General features: G+C 68.0%; 16 protein-coding genes. 9 read left to right on the forward strand and 7 right to left on the reverse strand.

Features of this window, described 5'->3' with window-relative positions; translation table 11 throughout:
• Positions 1 to 86 precede the first annotated feature (86 nt).
• Together AC30PD_RS02900 and AC30PD_RS02905 are read left to right on the forward strand one after the other, a co-directional pair.
• Positions 87 to 1,787, forward strand: a complete 1,701-nt coding sequence (locus AC30PD_RS02900; protein ID WP_489534152.1) for a long-chain fatty acid--CoA ligase — start codon at positions 87 to 89, stop codon at positions 1,785 to 1,787.
• Positions 1,784 to 2,932, forward strand: coding sequence for an alpha/beta fold hydrolase (locus tag AC30PD_RS02905; RefSeq protein ID WP_489534138.1), 1,149 nt, complete (start codon positions 1,784 to 1,786; stop codon positions 2,930 to 2,932). The genes AC30PD_RS02900 and AC30PD_RS02905 overlap by 4 nt, the downstream gene beginning before the upstream one ends.
• Positions 2,933 to 2,949: 17 nt before the next feature.
• Here AC30PD_RS02905 and AC30PD_RS02910 read toward each other — a convergent pair whose 3' ends face one another.
• Genes AC30PD_RS02910 through AC30PD_RS02930 form a run of 5 tightly spaced genes read right to left on the reverse strand, consistent with a single transcriptional unit; the run spans position 2,950 to position 7,344 of the window.
• Entirely contained in the window at positions 2,950 to 4,059 is a 1,110-nt protein-coding gene (locus tag AC30PD_RS02910) for a mandelate racemase/muconate lactonizing enzyme family protein (protein ID WP_489534139.1), read from the reverse strand.
• Between the two features lie 7 nt (positions 4,060 to 4,066).
• Positions 4,067 to 4,819 carry an SDR family NAD(P)-dependent oxidoreductase gene (locus AC30PD_RS02915; RefSeq protein WP_489534140.1) on the reverse strand — a complete coding sequence of 251 codons (753 nt, stop codon included), beginning with the start codon at positions 4,817 to 4,819 and terminating at the stop codon, positions 4,067 to 4,069.
• Positions 4,819 to 5,835: a D-erythronate dehydrogenase gene (gene denD / locus AC30PD_RS02920; RefSeq protein ID WP_489534141.1), complete on the reverse strand. Its 1,017-nt coding sequence runs from the start codon at positions 5,833 to 5,835 to the stop codon at positions 4,819 to 4,821. Before denD ends, AC30PD_RS02915 begins: the two co-directional genes overlap by 1 nt.
• Positions 5,836 to 5,872: 37 nt before the next feature.
• Entirely contained in the window at positions 5,873 to 6,535 is a 663-nt protein-coding gene (locus AC30PD_RS02925; protein ID WP_489534142.1) for a class II aldolase/adducin family protein, read from the reverse strand.
• A complete protein-coding gene (locus AC30PD_RS02930; protein WP_489534143.1) occupies positions 6,532 to 7,344 on the reverse strand; it encodes a FadR/GntR family transcriptional regulator in 813 nt (270 codons plus the stop codon). Before AC30PD_RS02930 ends, AC30PD_RS02925 begins: the two co-directional genes overlap by 4 nt.
• Positions 7,345 to 7,509: 165 nt before the next feature.
• On the opposite strand from AC30PD_RS02930, the gene AC30PD_RS02935 reads away from it, so the two are divergent.
• The 6 genes from AC30PD_RS02935 (at position 7,510) to AC30PD_RS02960 (ending at position 15,175) form a co-directional block, all read left to right on the forward strand.
• Positions 7,510 to 8,583 carry an ABC transporter ATP-binding protein gene (locus AC30PD_RS02935; RefSeq protein WP_489534144.1) on the forward strand — a complete coding sequence of 358 codons (1,074 nt, stop codon included), beginning with the start codon at positions 7,510 to 7,512 and terminating at the stop codon, positions 8,581 to 8,583.
• 47 nt (positions 8,584 to 8,630) lie between these two features.
• Positions 8,631 to 9,959 carry an ABC transporter substrate-binding protein gene (locus tag AC30PD_RS02940; RefSeq protein ID WP_489534145.1) on the forward strand — a complete coding sequence of 443 codons (1,329 nt, stop codon included), beginning with the start codon at positions 8,631 to 8,633 and terminating at the stop codon, positions 9,957 to 9,959.
• Positions 9,960 to 10,115: 156 nt separating this feature from the next.
• A complete protein-coding gene (locus AC30PD_RS02945) occupies positions 10,116 to 11,015 on the forward strand; it encodes a carbohydrate ABC transporter permease (protein ID WP_489534153.1) in 900 nt (299 codons plus the stop codon).
• A 29-nt stretch (positions 11,016 to 11,044) separates the two neighbouring features.
• Positions 11,045 to 11,887: a carbohydrate ABC transporter permease gene (locus AC30PD_RS02950; RefSeq protein ID WP_489534146.1), complete on the forward strand. Its 843-nt coding sequence runs from the start codon at positions 11,045 to 11,047 to the stop codon at positions 11,885 to 11,887.
• Between the two features lie 82 nt (positions 11,888 to 11,969).
• Entirely contained in the window at positions 11,970 to 12,830 is an 861-nt protein-coding gene (locus tag AC30PD_RS02955) for an SDR family NAD(P)-dependent oxidoreductase (protein ID WP_489534147.1), read from the forward strand.
• The gene (locus AC30PD_RS02960; protein WP_489534148.1) at positions 12,827 to 15,175 is read left to right on the forward strand and encodes an alpha/beta hydrolase fold domain-containing protein; all 2,349 of its coding nucleotides are present in this window, start codon (positions 12,827 to 12,829) and stop codon (positions 15,173 to 15,175) included. Before AC30PD_RS02955 ends, AC30PD_RS02960 begins: the two co-directional genes overlap by 4 nt.
• Positions 15,176 to 15,293: 118 nt before the next feature.
• On the opposite strand, the gene AC30PD_RS02965 is transcribed toward AC30PD_RS02960, so the two are convergent.
• The gene (locus AC30PD_RS02965; protein ID WP_489534149.1) at positions 15,294 to 16,229 is read right to left on the reverse strand and encodes a LysR family transcriptional regulator; all 936 of its coding nucleotides are present in this window, start codon (positions 16,227 to 16,229) and stop codon (positions 15,294 to 15,296) included.
• A gap of 110 nt (positions 16,230 to 16,339) precedes the next feature.
• On the opposite strand from AC30PD_RS02965, the gene AC30PD_RS02970 reads away from it, so the two are divergent.
• Positions 16,340 to 17,860 (forward strand): CoA-acylating methylmalonate-semialdehyde dehydrogenase, encoded by a 1,521-nt coding sequence (locus AC30PD_RS02970; RefSeq protein WP_489534150.1) that lies wholly within the window; start codon positions 16,340 to 16,342, stop codon positions 17,858 to 17,860.
• Between the two features lie 46 nt (positions 17,861 to 17,906).
• Here the strand turns inward: AC30PD_RS02970 and AC30PD_RS02975 are convergent, their stop codons facing one another.
• Entirely contained in the window at positions 17,907 to 19,346 is a 1,440-nt protein-coding gene (locus AC30PD_RS02975) for an NAD-dependent succinate-semialdehyde dehydrogenase (RefSeq protein WP_489534151.1), read from the reverse strand.
• Positions 19,347 to 19,379 lie beyond the last annotated feature (33 nt).

A 19,379-nucleotide genomic window follows, 5' to 3' on the forward strand; every position in this document is an offset into this window, starting at 1 on the left:
TGCCGCCTGCGCTATACCTTCGGGTTCGAAGAAACAGCCCTTGCGTGGAGCCCCGAGTGAATTCCAAAGCCTTTCAGCCGACGCCGATGCCCGAGCGCCCGCACCACAAGATCTGGCCCAAGCGCTTGCCGCGCCAGCTGGCGGTGCCCGAGACCACGTTGTGGTTCAACCTCGAAGTCACGGCCACGCGCTTTCCCGACAAGCCGGCCTACCTGTTCTTCGGCCGGCCGCTGAGCTACGGTGAACTGCGCCGCCAGGCCGAGGCCGTGGCCGGCTGGCTGCAGAGCGTGGGCGTGAAGGCCGGTGAGCGCGTCGCCATCTGCATGCAGAACTGCCCGCAGTACGCGGCCGCCTACTACGGGATCCTGCGCGCCAACGCGGTCGTGGTGCCGGTCAACCCGATGAACCGCGCTGAAGAGTTCAGGCACTACATCACCGACCCGCAGACGCGCGTCGTGATCTGCGCTGCCGACCTGGCCGGCATCGTCGCCAGCGCCAACGCCGCGGTGCCCGAGGCCGAGCGCCTCGCCGAAGTGCTGGTCACGCGCTACACCGACGCGATGCACGACGGCCCCGCCGACCCCGAAGACGCGCCGCCAGCCGCCATGGACACCTGGCTGCGCAGCGACCCGCCGCTGCCCACCGGCTTCACCCGTTGGGCCGACGCGCTCGAGCTCGGCCTGAAACCCGGCCCACTCACCGCGCAGCCCGACGACCTGGCCTTGCTGCCCTACACCTCGGGCACCACCGGCCTGCCCAAGGGCTGCATGCACACGCATCGCACGCTGATGTCGAACGCCGTGGGCGGTGGCCAGTGGGGCCAGGCCGGGCCCGAGGCGGTGAGCCTGTCGGTCGTGCCGATGTTCCACGTCACCGGCATGATGTACGGCGTGGTCGGCAACGTGTACCTGGGCAGCACGAGCGTGATCGTGCCGCGCTGGGACCGCGAGCTCGCCGGGCGCCTGATCTCGAAGTACCGGATCACGCACTGGACCTGCATCCCCACGATGATCATCGACCTGTTCGGCAGCCCGAACTACAAGAGCTTCGACCTCACCAGCCTGCAGTACCTGAGCGGCGGCGGCGCCGCGATGCCGCAGGCCGTGGCGCAGCGCCTGCTCGACGAGTTCGGCCTGAGCTTCGCCGAAGGTTATGGCCTCACCGAGACCGCCGCACCCTCGCACGGCAACCCGCCCGAGCGCGCCAAGCTGCAGTGCCTGGGCATCCCTATCTTCGGCGTCGACTCGCGCGTCGTCGACCCGGCCACGCTGAAGGAAGTGCCGGTCGGCGAAGTGGGCGAGATCGTCACGCGCGGGCCGATGGTCTTCAAGGGCTACTGGGGCCACCCCCAGGCGACGAAGGACGCGTTCATCGAGCTCGACGGCCACACTTTCTTCCGGACCGGCGATCTCGGCCGCATGGACGAAGAAGGCTACTTCTTCATGACCGACCGGCTCAAGCGCATGATCAACGCGAGCGGCTTCAAGATCTGGCCGGCTGAAGTGGAGATGCTGCTCTACAAACACCCGGCGGTGCAGGAAGCCTGCATCATCGCGGCCCGCGACGCCTACCGTGGCGAAACCGTGAAGGCGGTCGTCGTGCTGCGCGCCGAAGCCAAGGGCAAGACGACCGGCGAAGACATCACGAACTGGGCGCGCGAGAACATGGCGGCCTACAAGGTGCCCAAGCTCGTGCAGTTCGTCGACTCGTTGCCGAAGTCGGGTTCGGGCAAGGTGATGTGGCGGCTGCTGCAGGACCAGGAGGCCGAGGCCAAGCCGGCCGCATGAACACGCTGCCCGCCATTCCCCTGCCCGCCGGGGTTCGCTCCCGTTTCGTCGACAACCACAACGGCTTGCGCATGCACGTGCTCGAGGCCGGCTTCGAGACCGGCGGCCGGCCCGCGCTGCTGCTCTTGCACGGGTTTCCCGAGCTGGCCTACAGCTGGCGCAAGTTGATGCTGCCGCTGGCCCGCGCCGGCTACCACGTGATCGCGCCCGACCAGCGTGGCTACGGGCGCACCACGGGCTGGAACGGCGACTACGACACCGACCTTGCTCCGTTTCGCATGCTCAACCTGGCGAAAGACGCGCTCGGCCTGCTCTCGGCCCTGGGGCTGCGCACGGTCGCGGCCGTCGTCGGGCACGACTTCGGCTCGCCGGTCGCGGCCACCTGCGCGCTGGCGCGACCCGATGTGTTCCGCTCGGTCGTGCTGATGAGTGCGCCGTTTCCCGGGCCGCCAGAGTTGCCCTTCGACACGGCGCATCGGCCGGCCGACGGCGAAGCTGCCGGCCGCAGCGACCTGCACGCCGATCTCGCGCGCCTGCCGCGCCCGCGCAAGCACTACCAGTGGTACTACTCGACACGCGGCGCCGATGCCGAGATGCGCCACGCCCCGCAAGGCGTCCACAACTTCCTGCGGGCCTACTACCACCAGAAGAGTGCCGACTGGCCGCACAACGAGCCCTTCGGGCTCGCCGCGCGCACCGCGGACGAGTTGGCCAAGCTGCCCGACTACTACGTGATGGACCTGCACAAGGGCATGAGCGAGACGGTCGCGCCGCACATGCCCTCGGCGGCACAGATTGCGGCCTGCACCTGGTTGCCCGAGCACGAGCTCGCGGTCTACAGCCGCGAGTTCGAGCGCAACGGTTTTCAGGGCGGCCTGCACTGGTACCGCTGCCAGACCGAAGACAGGGCCAATGGCGACGTGCAGCTGTTCTCGGGGCGCCGCATCGAGGTGCCCGCTTGTTTCATCGCCGGCCGCAGGGACTGGGGCCCCTGGCAGTCACCGGGGGCATTGCAGCGCATGCAGACCGAGGTCTGCATCGATCTGCGCGGCTGCCACTGGGTCGACGGTGCCGGGCACTGGGTGCAGCAAGAGCGGCCCGAAGACGTGGTGCGGCTTCTGCTGGGCTTTGTGCAGCCCGCCTGAGCCGCGCGCGCTGCCCTTCAGGTGGGCCGACGAAAGCGCGCCCAGGCCGCGGCCGTCGGCGTGGTGCCGGCGCCAGGCTCCTGCGGCAGGCGGAAATGCCCCGCCACCACCTCGGCCGGCTCGGTGAAGCAGTCCTTGATCCAAGGGATGTACTCGAGCACCGCGACCGCCGGGTGCGCGTACGCCAGATGCACATGCACCTGGCTCATGTCGCCGGCATGCGGTGCGACCGGAATACGGAAGGAATGCGCGGTGTCGCAGACCTGCAGCACGTCGGTGATGCCGGCCATGCGCGTCACGTCGGGCTGGGCCCAGTGGATCGCCTGCTGCGCGAAGAATTCGGCGAAGGCGTCGGGCGTGTAAAGCTGCTCGCCGAGCGCGACCGGAATGTTCGACTGCCGCGCCAGCTGCGCGTGGCCTTTCACGTCGTCGTACCAGAGCGGTTCTTCGAACCAGTAGACGTTCGATTCTTCTGCCAGGCGGCAGAAGCGCAGGCAGGTCGGCAGGTCCCACTTGCCGTTGCCGTCGATCGCGAGCGTCACGTCGGGGCCGATGGCCTGGCGCACCAGCGCCAGCCGGCGCGCGTCGCGCTCGACCGACGAGCCCACCTTGATCTTGATACCGGTGAAGCCTTCTTCGACCGCGCGCGCCGCGCCGGCCACGAGTGGGTCGTCGGGGATGCTGAGCCAGCCGATGTCGGTGTTGTAGGCCCGCACCTTGTCGCGCACCTGGCCGCCGAGCAACTTCCACAGCGGCTGTTGCGCGGCCTTGGCTTTCAGGTCCCACAACGCGATGTCGATCGCGGCCTGCGCGAGCGTGGTGATGCCGGCGCGGCCCACCCACTGCAAGGCCGGGTTGCGCGCCAGCTTGTGCCACAGGCGGCGGATGTCGCGTGCGTCTTCGCCGATCAGCAGCGGCGCGTGGCAGCTTTCGATGCAGCGCGTGATCAGCTGGTCGCTCGCCAGGTGCGCGTGGGTGCCGGTGAAACCGAAGCCGCTCAAGCCAGCGTCGGTGTCGATCTGCGCGCCGACCACGCCCCAGTGCGAGATCGTGTGCGTGCTGTCGGCGATCATGCTGCCGGTGACCGGCACGTGCAGGATGAACGGTGTGACGGCGGTGATCTTCATGCGGTGCTCAGTACGTGGCGCGCCCGCCCGACAGGTCGAACACCGCGCCGGTGCTGAACGAGCACTCTTCCGACGCCAGCCACGCGATCATCGCGGCCGCCTCATTCACTTCGAGAAAACGCGCCATCGGGATCTTGCTGAGCATGAAGTCGATGTGCTGCTGTGTCATCGAATCGAAGATCGCGGTCTTGGCCGCGGCCGGCGACACGGCGTTGACGAGCACCCCCTTGGTCGCCAGCTCTTTCGCGAGCGACTTGGTCAGCGCGATCAGCCCGGCTTTCGACGCGCTGTAGTGCGAAGCGTTCGGGTTGCCTTCCTTGCCGGCCACCGAGGCGATGTTGACGATGCGGCCGTAGCCTTGTTTGAGCATCTGCGGCACGATGGCGCGGCAGGTCAGGAAGGGCGCGACGAGGTTGACCTCGATCACGCGCCGCCACACGTCGGGTGCCAGTTCCCAGGTGGGCGCGTTGCCGCCGGTGATGCCGGCGTTGTTGACGAGGATGTCGATCCGGCCGTGCGTGGCCACGGCGGCCTGCGTGGCCTCGGCCACCGCCGTTTCGACCGACAGTTCCACGCTCGCGGTGCTGACCTGGCCCAGCGCCCCGAGCGTCTTCTGCGCTTCGGCGAGACGCGCCGCGTCGATGTCCCAGAGCTCCACGCCGGCGCCCGATTTCAGAAACCGCTCGGCGGCCGCATAGCCGAGGCCCTGCGCGCCGCCCGTGATCACGGCCACGCGGCCCTTCAGGTCGATCTGGTTCATCAGCGCAAACCCTTCAGGGTGGTGTCGGCGTTCGGCGCCGCGGCGCAATCGTCGATGTACTGGCGGATGATCTCCGCGAAACCGGTGTGGGGCATGAGCCCGAGCTTGGCGGCCCGCTTCGACGACGCGCCGCTCGGCCAGTTGGCCACGATGCCGGCGATGCGTTCGTCGCGCACGAAGCGCACACGCTCGCGCACCGCCGGGCCGGCCACCTGCGCCAGCGCTTCCAGCATGTCGGACACGCGCACGTTCAATGCCGGCAGGTTGAGCGCGGTGCGGCCGTTGAAGGCGTCGCGGCTCGCTTCGAACACCGCGATCAGGCCCTCGACCGTGCGTGTCGGCGAAGACACCGGGTGCGACACGCTCGCATCGACCGGGCAGATCGATTCCACCCCGGCCAGCGGCTCGCGGATGATGCCGCTGAAGAACGACGAGGCGGCGCCGTTGGGCTTGCCGGGGCGCACCGTCACCGTCATCAGGCGCGCGGCGCGGCCGTCGATGTAACCCTTGCGGGTGTAGTCGGCCACCAGGTGTTCGCAGATCAGTTTCTGCGTGCCGTACGAGGTTTGTGGCGCGGGCAAGGTGTCGTCGGCGACCACGCTGGGCAGTGGCACGGCCGGGTCGGGGCCGAAGACGGCGACCGAGCTCGAGAACACCACCCGCGCGGGCTGGCCACCCGCGTTCACGTTGAAGCGTAGCGCGTCGAGCAGGGCGCGCGTGCTGTCGAGGTTGGAACGCAGCCCCAGGTCGAAGTCGGCCTCGCATTCACCCGACACGGCCGAAGCGAGGTGGAACACACCGTCGAAGCGCTCTTCGCGCAGCGCGTCGGTGTGTGTCAGCAGTGGGCCGGTACGGGCTTGCACGCGCGCGTCGGCGAGCAGGTCGGGGCGGGGCGGGGCGATGTCGGTCAGCACGACTTGTTTGATCGTCTGGCCGGCCAGCGTGCCGCGGGCGAGCAGCGCCCGGGCCAGTCGGTCGCCGAGAAAACCTCCGCCGCCGGTGATGAGCAGTTTCATGGGGTGACTCCTTCTGGTGAATGAATGCGGCGCGGGCTCACCAGCGCGCGCCGAATGTGCTGCGCAGCTCGTCAATCTGTGCTTCGGTCAGGGGCGCCGCGCTGCGGCCGGTGGCGAGCCACAGGTGGGCGGTCTCTTCGAGTTCTTCGAGCACGGCCATCGCACTCGCAGGTGAATCGTGCCAGACGTTCGGGCCGAGCCGCTCGAGCATCACGGCGCGGATCGGCACGCCGCGCGCACGAGCCGAGCCGATCGCCGCCACCACCGCGTCGGCGGCCGCCGGGTCGCCGGGGCGGTGGTATGGAATCAGCGGTACGTGGCCGACCTTCATCACGAAGTAGGGCGTGATCGGCGGCACGATGTCGTCGGCGTGCCAGACGCCGGCGAGCGTGAGCGCGACCAGTTGCGTGGCATGCGTGTGGATCACGCACTGCGCCTCGGGCTCGGCGGCGTAGATGGCGCGGTGCATTGCCAGCGTCTTGCTGGCCCGCTCGCCACTGAGCTGTATGCCCTGGGCGTCGACATGGGCCAGCGCATCGGGCTGCAGAAAGCCCAGGCACGCGTCGGTCGGCGTGATCAGGTAACCGCGGCCTTCGGGCAGGCGCACGCTGATGTTGCCGGCGCTCGCGTGCACATAGCCACGCTCGAACAGCGAGCGGCCGACGCGGCAGACCTCGGAGCGCAGCGTGTCGAGGCTCATCGGCCGGCCTGCCGCCTGGGCACGGCCGCGGCCGTGCTGCGCTGCGTGACCGGGCGGCGCCGCGGGCCGGTGATCACGCCGCCTTCGATCAGCCGTTGCTCGCCGTACAGCAGGTGTTCGGTCGCGCAACGCCGGGCACGGGCCGGGTCGCGTGCGGCGATGGCTTCGACGATCGCGCGGTGTTCGATGCGCACGGCGTCCATGAAGTCTTGCCGCCGCGCTTCGTTGCCGCGGGTGATGCGCATCGCGGCGCGCAGGTACTGTTCGAGAAAACCGATCATCAGGCTGAACTGCGGGTTGCCGGTGGCTTCGCCGATCGTGCGGTGAAAGGCCAGGTCTTCGTCGACACCGTCGCGGCCCTCGGCGGCGGCCAGGTCGATGGCCTTCAAGGCGCGGCGCAGGTCGGCCACCTGGGTGCGTGTGGCGCGCTCGGCAGCGAGCGCGGCGGTTTCGCCTTCGAGCACGCGCCGCAGCTCGACCACGTGCACCACGGCCTGTACCGATTCGAGCACGCTCGGGTCGAACGCCAGCGCCTGGTTCAGCGGCGGCAAGGCCACGAACACACCCGAGCCCTGGCGCGAGCGCACCATCTCGCGCGATTTGAGCTGGTGCACCGCTTCGCGCACCACGGTGCGCGACACGCCGTGTGCCAGCGCCAACTGCTGCTCGGTGGGCAGGCGGTCGCCGGGGCGCAGCGCGCCCGATTCGATCTGCGCGCCCAGCAGGCCGGCCAGCCGGTCCGAGAGCCGCTCGGTGACGAGCCGGGTCGGCGCGGGCGGGGCGGGCGCGAGCGTGTGCGAATGCAGCATGGTTATCTGGTCATCATACAAATAAGCAAGGGTTTTGTTCTAACGGTTTGTCCTGATGGCGGGGCTGCTTGGCAATGTCGATACTCGCGCCGCACAGCGGTGTTGTGCGTGGCGTCGAGCTGCGCGAAAGTTGCCAGCCCGCACTCATTTCAGGATCCCCAGGCCATGGCCAGCGTCACCATTCAGGCGGTCAAGAAAAGTTTCGGCGCGGTGCCGATCCTGCACGGCGTCGACATCGACATCGACGACGGCTCGTTCACGGTGTTGGTCGGCCCGTCTGGCTGCGGCAAGAGCACCTTGCTGCGCATGATCGCCGGGCTCGAGCAGATCAACGGCGGCGAGATCCGCATCGGCAACCGCCGCGTCAACGAGCTGCAGCCCAAGGAACGCGACATCGCGATGGTGTTCCAGAACTACGCGCTGTACCCGCACATGACGGTGCGCGAGAACATGGCCTTCTCGCTCGCGCTCGCCAAGATGGACAAGGCGGCGATCGACAGCAAGGTCGGCCGTGCTGCCGAGATCCTGGCGCTTGGTGCCTTGCTCGACCGTTACCCGCGCCAGCTCTCGGGCGGCCAGCGCCAGCGTGTGGCGATGGGGCGCGCGATCGTGCGCGACCCGCAGGTGTTCCTGTTCGACGAGCCGCTCTCGAACCTCGACGCCAAGCTGCGCGTGGCCATGCGCAGCGAGATCAAGGAACTGCACCAGCGCCTGAAGACCACCTCGATCTACGTCACGCACGACCAGATCGAAGCCATGACCATGGGCGACAAGATCGTCGTGATGCGCGACGGCCGCATCGAGCAGACCGGCAGCCCGCTCGAGCTCTACGACCACCCGGCGAACCAGTTCGTGGCCGGCTTCATCGGTTCGCCGGCGATGAACTTCCTGCCCGGCACCTTGCGTCGCAAAGGTGATGCCGCCAGCGTGGAGCTGGCCGACGGCACGCAGCTCGCTGCGCCGCCGCGTGTCGGGGGCGTCGACGGCCAGCCGGTGATCTTCGGCACCCGCCCCGAACACCTCACGCTCGCCGACGGCGGCGGCATTCCGGCGCGTGTGGTCGTGATGGAGCCCACCGGCATGGACACTTTCGTCGCCTGCCGCCACGAAGGTGTGGAACTCTCGGCCGTGTTCCGCGAGCGCCATGACTTCGCGCCTGGCAGCACCATCCACCTGCTGCCCGACCTGCAGCGCGCGCATCTGTTCGACGCCAGCACCGGGCGCCACATGGCGGCCTGACGCCGGCTTTCAGCTTTCCCCCCGAACGTTCACAGAAGGAGATCGTCATGAGTGATTTCAATCGCCGCAAATTCCTCGAAGGCTCGGCCGGTGTGGCCGCAGCTGCCTCGGTCGGTGCCGGCACCGCCGTGTTTTCGCCGTTCGCCCAGGCGCAGACGCTGTCGTTCAAACCCGAGAAAGATGCCAAGCTGCGTGTGCTCCGCTGGAGCCGCTTCGTGCAGGGCGACATCGACGCCTACATGATCAACGTCAAGAAGTTCACCGAGAAGACCGGCGTCGAAGTGCGTGTCGACAACGAAGGCTGGGAAGACGTGCGCCCGAAGGCGGCCGTGGCGGCCAACACCGGCGCCGGCCCCGACATCATCCTGTCGACCAACGACGACGCGAACCTCTACCCCGACAAGCTGCTCGACGTGACCGACCTGGCCACCTACCTGGGCAAGAAGTACGGCGGCTGGTACCCGTCGGTCGAAGCCTACCTGCGGCCCGACGGCAAGAAGTGGATCGGCCTGGGCCTGGGCGCCGCAGGGTCGTACATGGTCTACCGCCAGAGCCAGCTGAAGGCGGCCGGCTTCGACACCTTCCCGAAGACGACCGACGACTTCCTGAAGATGCTCAAGGCCCTGAAAGAGAAGGGCACGCCGGGCGGCTTTGCGCTGGGCAACGCCACCGGCGACGGCCTGTGGTGCAACTGGCTGATCTGGGCCTTCGGCGGCAAGCTGGTCGACAAGGACAACAAGGTCGTGATCGACAGCCCCGAAACCATTAAGGGCCTCGAGTACGCCAAGGAGCTGTACGCGAACTTCATTCCCGGCACGCTGTCGTGGCTCGACCCGAACAACAACAAGGCTTTCCTCGACGGCCAGATCAGCGTCACCAACAACGGCATCTCGATCTACTACGCCGCCAAGAACTCGAAGGACGAGAAGGTCAAGGAGATGGCGGCCGACATTCAGCACGCCTCGTTCCCGGTCGGCCCGGTGGGCGTGCCGACCGAGTCGCACCTGTTCTTCAACCAGATGATCATGAAGTACACGAAGTACCCGAACGCAGCGAAGGAATTCCTGCGCTTCATGATGGAACAGGAGCAGTTCGACCCGTGGCTCACCGGCGCGGGCGGCTACATCGCGCAGCCGCTGGCGGCCTACGAAAAGACAGCCATCTGGACGGCCGACCCGAAGAACACGCCTTACCGCGACGCCGTGAAGAACATGCGGCCGGCAGGTTACGCGGGCAAGCTGGGTTATGCCTCGGCCGGCGCCGGCGCCGACTTCATCGTCGTCAACATGGTGGCCGAAGCGGCCAGCGGTTCGAAGACGCCGAAGGAAGCGGCGGAACGGGCTCAGAAGCGCGCCGAGCGCTATTACAAAGTCTGATATTGCGGACACCTTTGGTGCCGCAATATCTCGCCGCGTTCGAACGTCATTTCGGCCGAACGGCCGAAGTGACGTTCAACTTGGCGGGGGGCGGCTCGGCGCGTTGCGCCGTAGGCCGCCCTGGTTGGTTTTGCTCTTGGTGACTGAATGAAGTTGATGCTTGAGAGATTTCAGAACAGCCGCAACGCGTTGGGGTGGGCCTTCATGCTGCCCGCCGCAGTGCTGCTGCTGCTGTTCCTCACCTACCCGCTCGGGTTGGGCACCTGGCTCGGCTTCACCGACGCGAAGATCGGCCGCGCCGGCGAATGGATCGGCCTGGAGAACTTCAGCTTTCTCGTGACCGACAGCGTCACCCGGCTCGCACTGTTCAACACCCTTTTCTACACGATCGTCGCGAGCATCCTCAAGTTCGTGCTCGGCCTGTGGCTCGCGATCCTGCTGAACAAGAACCTGCCGTTCAAGACCTTCTTCCGCGCCGTGGTGCTGCTGCCCTGGATCGTGCCGACGGCACTTTCGGCCATCGCGTTCTGGTGGATCTACGACTCGCAGTTCTCGGTCATCAGCTGGGTGCTGGTGAAGCTCGGCCTGATCAACGTCTACATCGACTTTCTGGGCGACCCGTGGAACGCACGCTGGTCGACCATCGTGGCCAACGTGTGGCGCGGCATCCCGTTCGTGGCGATCTCGCTGCTGGCCGGGCTGCAGACGATCTCGCCTTCGTACTACGAAGCCTCGGCGATCGACGGAGCCACGCCCTGGCAGCAGTTTCGCCACGTGACGCTGCCTTTGCTCACGCCCATCATCGCCGTGGTGATGACGTTTTCGGTGCTGTTCACCTTCACCGACTTTCAGCTGATCTACGTGCTCACGCGCGGCGGCCCGCTCAACGCCACGCACCTGATGGCCACACTCGCTTTCCAGCGTGCCATCTCGGGCGGTGCGCTCGCCGAAGGCGCGGCCATCGCCACGCTGATGGTGCCCTTCTTGCTGGCCGCGATCATGTTCAGCTACTTCGGTTTGCAGCGCCGGGCGTGGCAGCAGGGCGGTGACAAATGAGTGCAGCAGAGAAAGATGGCGCGTCCGGCATGGACTATCTGCAGTCCGTGCCGCGGCGCTGGGTCACGATGTACATCCCGATCGGGATCTTCGTGTTCGTGCTGCTGTTCCCGTTCTACTGGATGGTGGTCACTTCGCTGAAGCCCGACACCGAGTTGCTCTCGCGCACCGGCAACCCGTTCTGGATCATCAAGCCCACGCTGGCGCACTTCGAGAAGCTGCTGTTCCGCACCGAGTACCCCGCCTGGTTGTGGAACACGATTCTGGTTTCGGTGATCTCGACCATCATCTCGCTGATCGCTTCGATCCTGGCCGCGTATGCGATCGAGCGGCTGCGCTTCCAGGGCGCCAAGCCGGCGGGCGGCGCGATCTTTCTCGCCTACCTGGTGCCGCCATCGATCCTGTTCATTCCGCTCGCGGCCATCGTCGTGAAGCTCGGGCTGTTCGACTCGCGCATGGCGCTGATCCTGACCTACCCGACTTTCCTGATCCCGTTTTCCACGTGGCTGCTGATGGGCTACTTTCGCTCGATACCTTACGAGCTGGAAGAGTGCGCGCTGATCGACGGTGCCAACCGCTGGCAGATTCTCGTGAAGATCGTGCTGCCGCTCGCGGTGCCGGGCCTCATCTCGGCCGGCATCTTTGCGTTCACCCTGTCGTGGAACGAATTCATCTACGCGCTCACCTTCGTCTCGTCGAGCGAGAGCAAGACGGTGCCGGTGGGCGTGGTCACCGAACTGGTCGAAGGCGACGTGTACCACTGGGGGCCGCTGATGGCCGGAGCGCTGCTCGGCTCGTTGCCGGTGGCCTTCGTGTACTCGTTCTTCGTCGAGTACTACGTGTCGGGCATGACGGGTTCGGTCAAGGAGTGAGGGCGGGCGCAGGCGCCGCTCGCGTCTGCCGGATACTCTGCTGCTTCGCGGCAACGATCGTCCCACCGCCATGAGCTCTTCCATGCCCTTTCCCCTGCGCGGCGCTGTGGCCGTGCTCACCGGTGCCGGCAGCGGCATCGGCGCGGCCCTGGCGCCGTTGCTCGCGCAGCGCGGCGCGCATCTCGCGCTGGTCGACGTCAACGCCGCGGCGCTGGAGGCCACGGCTGCCTTGGCGCGTGCGCACGGCGTGAGCGTGACGACCCATGTGTTCGACCTGTCGCGGCCCGAGTCGGTACCGGCTGTGTTCGATGCCGTGCTCGCCGCGCACGGCCGCGCCAGCGTCTTGATCAACAACGCCGGCGTGGCGCTGGGGGGCAGCTTCGCGCAGGTGGCCGCGGCCGATTTCGACTGGCTGATGAGCATCAACTTCAGCGCGGTGGTGAACCTCACGCGCGCTTTTCTGCCGGTGCTCGAGCGTGAGCCGGCGGCGCAGATCGTCAACCTGTCGAGCGTGTTCGGCATCGTCGCGCCGCCGGGGCAGACGGCTTACTGCGCCGCCAAGTTCGCGGTGCGCGGTTTCAGCGAATCATTGCGCCACGAACTGCAGATGGCCGGCTCGCCGGTGGGCGTGACGATCGTGCACCCCGGCGGTGTGCGCACGCGCATTGCCGAGAGCGCGCGTGTGGCCGCAGGCCTGAACCCGGCCGAAGTGGCCTTGCGCAAGGCAGCGGCTTCGCGCCTGCTGGTGATGCCACCCGAAGAAGCGGCGGCGCGCATCCTGCTCGGCATCGAACGCCGCGAGCTGCGTGTGCTGGTCGGCAAGGACGCGGTAGGCGCAATGTGGCTGCAGCGCATCTTCCCGGTCACCTACTGGCAGCACATGGGGCGCAGCATTGCGCGGCGCATTCAAGGCGCCGAGTCGTCGACGGGGCAGCCACTGTGAAAGCCAGCTGGCAGGCCCGGGCGGCCAGCTTCGTCATCCGCCGGCGCGTCAAGCCGGCGCTCGGCGACTTCAGCGACATCGCCCGTGTGCGTGCCACCTTCGGCACGCCCCTGCCGGCGCCGCGCGGCGTGCGCTACACCGAGGCCGTGGTCGGCGGTGTGCCGGGCGAGTGGGTCGAATCAGAGACTGGCGAGCCGGCGGGCACCACGCTGCTGTACCTGCACGGCGGTGGCTTCGTCGGCTGCTCGCCACGCACGCACCGTTCGCTCACCGCGGCGCTCGCGCTGCAGGGCCTGCGGGTGTTCGTGCCCGACTACCGCCTCGCCCCCGAGCACCCGTTCCCCGCCGCGCCGCTCGACGCGCAGGCGGTGTGGCGCGCACTGCGTGCTTCGCACCCCGGTCGCCTGGTCGTGGCTGGCGACAGCGCCGGCGGCAACCTCGCGCTCGGCCTGATGCTGGCGCTGCGCGATGCCGGGGAAGCGCTGCCCGACGCGGCTGCGCTGTTTTCGCCCGCCACCGACCTCACCGGCGGCAGCGCTTCACTGCTGGGCAATGCCGAGCGCGACGCCATGTTCCGCGGCGACAAGCTCGAGAACCTGCAGCGCGCCTACCTCGGCGGCGCCGACCCCGCGCAACCGCTCGCGTCGCCGCTGCTCGGTGAGCTGCGTGGCTTGCCGCCGCTGCTGCTGCACGTGGGTGAAGACGAGGCCCTTCGTGACGACAGCCTGCGGGTCGCGCAGAAGGCGCGCGCGGCCGGGGTGTGGGTCGAGCTGCAGGTGTTCCCCGGCGTGTCGCACGTGTGGCAGTTGTTGTGGCGCCTGCCCGAAGCGCGGCGGTCGGTGCGGGCGGCGGCGCGCTTTCTGCGCGAGGCGGGTGGCGAGCAAGGCGTCGAGCAACTCGACGTGCTCATCGTCGGCGCCGGCCTGTCGGGCATTGGCGCGGCGGTGCACCTGCAGCAGCAGTGCCCGGGCAAACGCTTCGCGCTGCTCGAAGGCCGCGAAACGCTGGGCGGCACGTGGGACCTGTTTCGCTACCCCGGCGTGCGGTCCGACTCCGACATGTACACGCTGGGCTACATCTTCAAGCCCTGGAAAGACGCGAAGGCGATCGCCGACGGCCCGGCGATCCGTGCCTACATTGCCGAGACCGCGGCCGAGTACGGCATCGACCGGCACATCCGTTACCAGCACCGCGTGGTCAGCGCCGACTGGTCGGCCACCGATGCACGCTGGACGGTCGTCGTCGAGCGCGGCCCGCAGCGTGAGCGCTGCAAGCTGCGCTGCAGCTTCCTGCTCTTCGGCAGCGGCTACTACAGCTACGCGCAGCCGCACCAGCCCGATCTGCCGGGCATCGAACATTTCGCCGGCAAGGTGCTGCACCCGCAGTTCTGGCCCGAAACGCTCGACCACGCCGGCCAGGGTGTGGTGGTGGTCGGCAGCGGCGCCACCGCGGTGACGCTGGTGCCAGAGATGGCGAAGACCGCGGCCCACGTGACCATGCTGCAGCGCTCACCCACCTACGTGGTCGCGCGCCCGTCGAAAGACGCGGTCGCCGAACGGCTGAAACGCTGGTTGCCGGCCATGCTGGCCTACCGACTGGTGCGTTTGAAGAACGTGCTGGTCGGCATGTACTTCTACCGCCTGGCGCGCAAGTACCCGGTGCAGGCCAAGGCGCGGTTGGTCGGCCTGGTGAAACACGAACTCGGGCCGGCCTTCGATGTGGAGCGCCACTTCACGCCGCGCTACAACCCCTGGGACCAGCGCATCTGCCTGGTGCCCGACGGCGACCTCTTCAAGTCGATCCGCGAGGGCCGGGCCTCGGTCGCCACCGGGCAGATCGAGAGCTTCACGCCGCATGGCGTTCGCTTGCAGTCGGGTGAAGAACTGCCGGCCGACATCGTCGTCACCGCCACCGGCCTGCAGCTCAACGTGCTCGGCGACGTGAAGCTCAGCCTCGACGGCCAGGCGGTCGACATGGCGCAGGCGCTCGTCTACAAGGGCATGATGTACAGCGGCATCCCGAACCTGGCCAACGTCTTCGGCTACACGAATGCGAGCTGGACGCTGAAGGCCGACCTCACCTCGCGCTACATGTGCCGCCTGCTCAGGCACATGGACAAGACCGGCGCCACGGTCGCCACGCCCACGCGAGCTGCCGGCGTCTCGCCCGAACCCTTTCTCACCTTCACCTCGGGCTACGTGCGCCGCGCGATCGAGATGCTGCCCAAGCAGGGCGACCGCAAGCCCTGGCGCCTGTACCAGAACTACGTGCTCGATCTGGTCACGCTGGATCTCGGCAAGGTCGATGACGGGGTGATGCGCTTCGGGCGGGCGGGTAGAAGTTGAGCTGACTCCTCCATTACGTTGCTTGGGCGCGTCGCGGCGGGCGGCACCTTTCGGCTTTGCGCGAGGAAAGACAGGACGTGACAGCACGCGCCTTTGCCGCCTCCGAAAGGCTCGGTGACTACCCAATCGAGAACCCACCTTTCAAGCATTCGCGCAGATAAGTGACCCAGGCATTCACCGCATGCGGCACGTGCGGGCTGTAGGGCCGCATCGCGTACACGTGGTCGCCGAACGCGCCCACCGAACGCCAGCCTGGCAGCACCTGCACGAGCTTGCCGGCGAGCAGGTCACGTTGTGCGCTGAAGTCGGGCAGCAGGGCGATGCCCACGCCGCCGAGGGCCGCTTCGCGCAGCGCTTCGCTGTTGTTCGCCGCGAATGCACCGCGGATCGCCACGCTGACACCCGCGCTCTTGCCCTTCGCCGGCTCGAAGCGCCAGACCGAAGAACCGCCACTGCGCAGGTAGCGCAGGCCGTCGTGTATCGCCAGGTCTTCGGGGTGGGCGGGCGTGCCGCAGCGCCGCAGGTAGCTCCGCGTGGCGACGAGCAGCGCACGCGATTCGCACAGCGCCCAGGCCACGTGGGTTTCCGGTACGACGCTGGTGTGGCGGATCGCCACGTCGAAGCCGTCTTGCGCGAGCGAGACGATGCGGTCGGCCAGCTCCAGTTCGAGGCGCACCTCGGGGTGCTGCTTCAGGAAGGCCGGCACCAGCGGCACGATCTGTTGCCGGCCGAGCGCCACCGGCGCGGTCAGCCGCAACAGGCCGCGCGGGGCCTGCGACAGGTCTTTCACGTCGGCAAGGCTGCGCTCGATCTGCTCGAAGGCGCCGCGGGTCGCGTCGGCCAGCTGTTGCCCGGCTTCGGTGAGGCGTACGCTGCGGGTCGTGCGCCGCACCAGCGGCACGCCGGCGGCCTGCTCGAGTGCGGCGATGCGCTGGCTCATCGCCGCCTTGCTCACGCCCAGGCGCTGCGCCGCGGCGGTGAAGCTGCCGGCCGACGCCAGCGTCACGAGCCAGTGCACATGGGCCCACAGGGATTCTGATTTCACGTTTGCCATGCCCTCATTGTTCGTCAGAGTGAACAATGAATCCAGCGGCATGGCCTTGGCTTCGGGCGGCGGCTTGTCTACATTGCAGGTTTCACCACCCTCACCGCAGGAGAGCCACCATGGGTGCACCCGAAGCCTTCACCGCCACCACCGAGGTCGGCCACTACATCGGTGGCCGGGCGGTGGCCAGCACCAGCGGCCGGCGCCAGCCGGTCTACAACCCTTCCACCGGCGCCGTGGCACGCCAGGTGGCGCTCGGCTCGGTGGACGAGGTGAACGCCGCCGTCGCTTCTGCCAAGGCCGCGTTCCCGGCCTGGGCCGACATGCCGCCGATCCGGCGCGCCCGCATCCTGAACAAGTTCCTCGAGCTGCTGAACCAGCACCGCGACACGCTCGCCGCGATGATCACCGCCGAACACGGCAAGGTCTTCACCGACGCGCAAGGCGAAGTGACCCGCGGCATCGACATCGTCGAGTTCGCCTGCGGCGTACCGCAGCTGCTCAAGGGCGACTTCACCGACCAGGTGAGCACCGGCATCGACAACTGGACGCTGCGCCAGCCGCTCGGCGTGGTGGCCGGCATCACGCCGTTCAACTTCCCGTGCATGGTGCCGATGTGGATGTTCCCGGTGGCCATCGCCTGCGGCAACACCTTCGTCCTGAAGCCCAGCGAACGTGACCCGTCGCCTTCGGTCTTCATGGCCGAGCTGCTCAAGCAGGCCGGGTTGCCCGACGGCGTGTTCAATGTGGTGCAGGGTGACAAGGTCGCCGTCGACGCGCTGCTGTCGCACGTGGACGTGAAGGCGCTCAGCTTCGTCGGCTCGACCCCGATCGCGCAATACATCTACGAAACCGGCGCCCACCACGGCAAGCGTGTGCAGGCGCTCGGCGGCGCGAAGAACCACATGGTCGTGATGCCCGACGCCGACATCGAACAGGCCGTCGACGGCCTGATCGGCGCCGGCTACGGCTCGGCCGGCGAGCGCTGCATGGCGATCAGCGTGGCGGTGCTGGTGGGCGACGTGGCCGACAAGATCGTGCCCAAGCTCGCCGAGCGCGCCAAGACGCTCAAGATCAAGAACGGCATGGAGCTCGACGCCGAGATGGGCCCGATCGTCACGAAGCAGGCGCTCGAGCGCATCGAGGGCTACATCGGCATCGGCGTCGAAGAAGGCGCGAAGCTGGTCGTCGATGGCCGCGGGCACAAGGTTGCGGGCCACGAGAACGGCTTCTTCACTGGCGGCACCTTGTTCGACCATGTCACGCCGCAGATGCGCATCTACAAGGAAGAGATCTTCGGCCCGGTGCTCGCCTGCGTGCGCGTGAAAGACATGGCCGAGGCGCTGAAGCTCGTCAACCAGCACGAGTTCGGCAATGGCGTGGCCTGCTACACCAGCGACGGCAACGTGGCGCGCGAGTTCAGCCGCCAGGTGCAGGTGGGCATGGTGGGCGTGAATGTGCCCATTCCGGTGCCGATGGCCTGGCACGGCTTCGGCGGCTGGAAGCGCAGCCTGTTCGGCGACATGCACGCCTACGGTGAAGAAGGCGTGCGCTTCTACACCAAGCAGAAGTCGATCATGCAGCGCTGGCCCTCGACCATCGCCAAGGGCGCCGAATTCGTGATGCCGACGTCGAAGTGACCGGCACCGGTGAGCGGCCCGGCGTTCAGCCGCCGGGCCGGGCCGCTCACACGTTCATCACCGCCACCGAGCGCACGTTGAGGTAGGCCTCGACCGCTTCGGGCCCGCCTTCAGAACCATAGCCCGAGTCCTTGATGCCACCGAAGGGCATCTCGGCCGACGGCATGGCCGGCATGTTGACCCACAGCATGCCCACCTCGACGCGGCGCGCCAGCAGGTCGGCGTTTTTCAGCGAACGCGTGAAGGCATAACCGGCCAGGCCATAGGGCAGGCGGTTGGCTTCGGCGATCGCTTCGTCGAGCGTGTTGAAGCTGCTGATCGCCGCCATGGGCCCGAACGGTTCGTCGTTGAAGACCTTGGCGTCGCGCGGCACGTCGGCCAGCACCGTGGGTTGCCAGAAGTTGCCGGTGTCGCCGATGCGTTCGCCGCCGGCCAGCACGGTGGCGCCGCGCTTCACGGCGTCTTGCGTGAACTCGGCCATGGCCGTCAGGCGGCGCGGGTTGGCCAGCGGGCCCATCTGCGTGCCTTCGGTCAGGCCGTCACCCACCTTCAGGCCCTTGGCCTGCTGCGCCAGCGCCGCGGCAAAGTCTTTTCGGATGCTCTCGTGCACCAGAAAGCGCGTCGGCGAGATGCACACCTGCCCGGCGTTGCGGAACTTCGCGCCGCCCGCCGCCTTGACGGCGAGCGTGATGTCGGCGTCTTCGGCCACGATCACCGGCGCGTGGCCGCCGAGTTCCATGGTGACGCGTTTCATGTGGCGGCCGGCCAGCGCGGCGAGTTGTTTGCCCACCGGCGTGGAGCCGGTGAACGTGATCTTGCGGATCACCGGGTGCGGGATCAGGTAGCTCGACACCTCGGCCGGGTCACCGTACACCAGGCCGAGCACGCCGGGCGGCAGGCCGGCGTCGGCAAAAGCGCGGATCAGCTCGGCAGGCGCTGCCGGCGTTTCTTCGGCCGCCTTCACCAGCATCGAGCAACCGGCGGCGAGCGCGGCGCCGACTTTGCGCACCACCTGGTTGATCGGGAAGTTCCACGGGGTGAACGCGGCCACCGGGCCGACCGGGTCTTTCAGCACCATCTGGCGCAGCGCCAGGTTGCCACGCGAAGGGACGATGCGGCCGTAGACGCGCATGCCTTCTTCGGCGAACCACTCGATGATGTCGGCCGCGGCCATCGCTTCGCCCTTGGCTTCAGCGAGCGGCTTGCCCTGCTCTTGCGTGAGCACGCGCGCGATGTCGCCGGCGCGCTGGCGCATCAGGTCGGCGGCGCGCCGCATGATCTTGCTGCGCTCGGCGGGCACCATGTCGCGCCAGGTCTCGAAGCCTTTCTGGGCGGCGGCCAAAGCCAGGTCGAGGTCGGCCGTGCCGGCACGCGCCACGCGTCCGATCTCTGCGCCGGTGGCCGGGTTGTGCACGGCCAGCGTGCGGCCGTCGGCGGCGTCTTGCCACTGGCCATGGATGAAGAGCTGGGTGTTGGGGTAGGTCATGGTCGCTCGTGCTTCAGGCAAAAAGGTGAAGCA

Source organism: Rhizobacter sp., from assembly GCF_032229685.1.
In the GTDB taxonomy this organism is placed as follows: domain Bacteria; phylum Pseudomonadota; class Gammaproteobacteria; order Burkholderiales; family Burkholderiaceae_C; genus LMDS01.